Here is a 2,576-nt window from a genome sequence, read left to right as displayed (position 1 = left end):
CAGCAAGGTTCAACTAGCAAAAAGACGCGCCAGGGGCTACCGCAATACTGGAAATTTCATCAACATGATTTACTTTTTGTGCGGCAAACTGAAATTCAGTTACCCACTGTATTTCACATAGAGCCGCTGCGTGTCGGTGTGATGGTGACCGCCATTCTGGCAAGGTCCTCTTCTGTCACCACAAGGCGTTTCCAATCCTCGTCGCTCATGGGCTCCAGCGTGAAGCCATTCGGTCGTGTTCCCACAAAAAATCCTTGTAAATCATGGTTGCCGATAGGGGGTCGTGAATTTCGCGGCAATAAAAATCTGTGCACGCGCGCGGTCTGGCATCGGCCGGGCCCAAGGAATTAACCCCCCTACCCCCCCACGGCAGTGTGGTGACGGTCAGCCGCGGCAGGCATATCCCTGTTCCGGCAGAACGTAACAATAAGGAATCACCGTCACAAACGTCACGTCCATCACGGGCTTCGCATTTTTGTGATGGTGGTGACGCTCGTGATGGTCAGCGCTTATATTATAGTCGTCTGAAATGAAGAAGGGTACAAAGGCCACCATGATGATGCCATTTTTCTGCTACCTCGGCTCGCATCATGACGCTATCGAAAGAGTCGCACTTGCGCGCCCCACATTTGTTACCGCAGGTCGATTACCGCAATCACGCCAGGTCAGTTGGGCCCAACCCGATAAATCAGCATTTGCCAATTGGCACATCCATCCAGGGATCCATCACTTCAATATTCAGGAAAACCTTCACCAGAGTACTGCCGTTACTGCCATTGGATTTCTTTCGTCAGTTTTGGCAGTAGCCAGCCAGGTCTGAACTGATATCAAGTGGTAGGGGTGGGCGTATTGCCCACCCTTTACTCCCCCTGAGATGAGAGCATCAAAGCTCGTCAGGTTGGTGCATCCAGGCTGGGATATCGCGCTGGCCATGCAGCACACGCCACACGTCGATGTGATCGCTGTGCTCGGTATAGAAGACCAGATGGGGGTAACGCGTCAGCGGCCAAAAGCGTAGGCCAGGCAGGTTCAACTCGTGGGCGTAGCGGGGTGAGCCGCTGGCAGGATGGCGGCTGATGTGCGCGTAGGCCTGTTCCAAGGAATCAATGAATCCGAGCGCTGCCTGCTCGGCGTCCTCACCGAGATAGTGCGCGATGGCCTCTTCCACGTCCTGGTTGGCCAGTTCACGCGGGATGATGGGTTTGGACTTCACCCGCGGGCGTTGGATTTTGCGCGACCACGTACGCGCTGGCGCAGCGCATCGAAATAGGTGGCATTGGCAGGGACTGACGGGGCGGAAGCCGCGCCATCGAGCAACAGACCGCGCAAATGCAGCCGATCCTGATCCCTGCGGATCAACTCACGCACGTATTCGCTGCTGGTGCCGTAGCCGCGCTGGTTGACCTGCTCATCCACGAAAGACTTGAGCGTGTCGGGTAGGGAGATATTCATTGTACTCATGGGTCCAAGATTAGACGGTTTGGCAAAATTTGGCAAGACACCTCTTTCCGCAGGGTACATTGAGTCGAGTAGAGGTGATCATTCCCAATGATCACCATCTCTTTAGAGAGATCCATGGGAACCCGGGAAGGCGCATGGATAGTGGGTTTCATCGTTCCCGCCCCCTATCCAGGAACAATTGCCAGAGGGTGGAAACGCCCGCCATTCTGGCTGTGGCGTCAATGCAACAGAATCGGTGCGGGATATTAGGGGGATTTAGAGGGTGTATTTGTACTAAAGCGGGAATGGGCGGATTTCCGTAGCTGCAGCAGTGCTTCTCTTGGCTAGTTTTGCCATGCATATGTCTGGAAAATAGCCCTCCATCAGCACCACTGATCGCCATTATCCCGCTGTGAGGGATGATGTGAAATGGGGTGCGGCCACCGATGGAGAACAGCATGCATCTCACCCCCAGACAACTCGCCACACGCTGGCACGTCAGCGAGAAGACGCTTGAACGCTGGCGTCACCAGGGTACGGGCCCGATCTTCCTGAAGGTCGTCAGCCGCGTCTTATATCCGCTCCAGCATATCGAGGCGCTCGAAGCCAGGCGCATTCGTCTCGCAACATCCAGATCATTGCCGGCTGACACCGATCTGACCGCCGATGTGCTGCTCGACTCGATCACACCGGGGAGGCTGTGATGAGCACATCCCAGGCGGCCGAATTCACCGATGTTCGGTTTTACGACACCGAAGGCAATCCAGGACAATTGACGTTCCGTCGCATGACCGACAGCAGCGTTCTGCGTTGTGCCGATCTGTCGCCGCCCATGCGTACTCACGAGGGCCGGCGACTCGTGTTCTGGGTGGATGGCACCATTGCCGTGGTTTCAGCCAACCCGGATCGCACCGAACTGCTGCGCGCGTATCGCGATGCCTGGTTTCTCGGTCTCCTGCAACGTGCCGCTGGCGAAATGCGTGCCGAGATGATGGCTGATTTTCTGCGGCTGTCACCAGCAGTCTGAATTTCCCATAAAACAGCAGGATGAAATTCCCGAGGGTAAGTTTGGGGTTTTGGATCATTTTTTGATCAGGACGGTGGATTATCGGGAAAGAGTTCGAGTTGGTCTGGAT

General features: G+C 55.4%; 6 protein-coding genes. 4 read left to right on the top strand and 2 right to left on the bottom strand.

The window, feature by feature from the left end; all coding sequences use genetic code 11:
* On the top strand, nucleotides 1-351 hold a 351-nt coding region (locus IV91_RS19195), incomplete at its 5' end, for a hypothetical protein (RefSeq protein WP_233418467.1).
* Nucleotides 352-529: 178 nt separating this feature from the next.
* A complete protein-coding gene (locus IV91_RS0112560; protein ID WP_233418466.1) occupies nucleotides 530-820 on the top strand; it encodes a hypothetical protein in 291 nt (96 codons plus the stop codon).
* 63 nt (nucleotides 821-883) lie between these two features.
* Here IV91_RS0112560 and IV91_RS0112555 read toward each other — a convergent pair whose 3' ends face one another.
* Both IV91_RS0112555 and IV91_RS0112550 read right to left on the bottom strand, forming a co-directional pair.
* On the bottom strand, nucleotides 884-1,213 hold the full coding sequence (locus IV91_RS0112555; protein ID WP_031598952.1) for a type II toxin-antitoxin system RelE/ParE family toxin: 330 nt from the start codon (nucleotides 1,211-1,213) through the stop codon (nucleotides 884-886).
* Nucleotides 1,210-1,461: a type II toxin-antitoxin system ParD family antitoxin gene (locus tag IV91_RS0112550; protein WP_031598951.1), complete on the bottom strand. Its 252-nt coding sequence runs from the start codon at nucleotides 1,459-1,461 to the stop codon at nucleotides 1,210-1,212. The genes IV91_RS0112555 and IV91_RS0112550 overlap by 4 nt, the downstream gene beginning before the upstream one ends.
* 437 nt (nucleotides 1,462-1,898) lie before the next feature.
* Here IV91_RS0112550 and IV91_RS0112545 point away from each other — a divergent pair, with 437 nt between their 5' ends.
* Together IV91_RS0112545 and IV91_RS0112540 are read left to right on the top strand one after the other, a co-directional pair.
* A complete protein-coding gene (locus IV91_RS0112545) occupies nucleotides 1,899-2,144 on the top strand; it encodes a MerR family transcriptional regulator (RefSeq protein ID WP_197456558.1) in 246 nt (81 codons plus the stop codon).
* Nucleotides 2,141-2,467 carry a hypothetical protein gene (locus IV91_RS0112540; protein WP_160171583.1) on the top strand — a complete coding sequence of 109 codons (327 nt, stop codon included), beginning with the start codon at nucleotides 2,141-2,143 and terminating at the stop codon, nucleotides 2,465-2,467. The genes IV91_RS0112545 and IV91_RS0112540 overlap by 4 nt, the downstream gene beginning before the upstream one ends.
* The last annotated feature ends 109 nt before the right edge of the window (nucleotides 2,468-2,576 follow it).

The sequence above is a fragment of the Ferrovum myxofaciens genome, from assembly GCF_000735045.1.
In the GTDB taxonomy this organism is placed as follows: domain Bacteria; phylum Pseudomonadota; class Gammaproteobacteria; order Burkholderiales; family Ferrovaceae; genus Ferrovum; species Ferrovum myxofaciens.
This window is presented reverse-complemented; position numbering and strand designations above follow the sequence as displayed.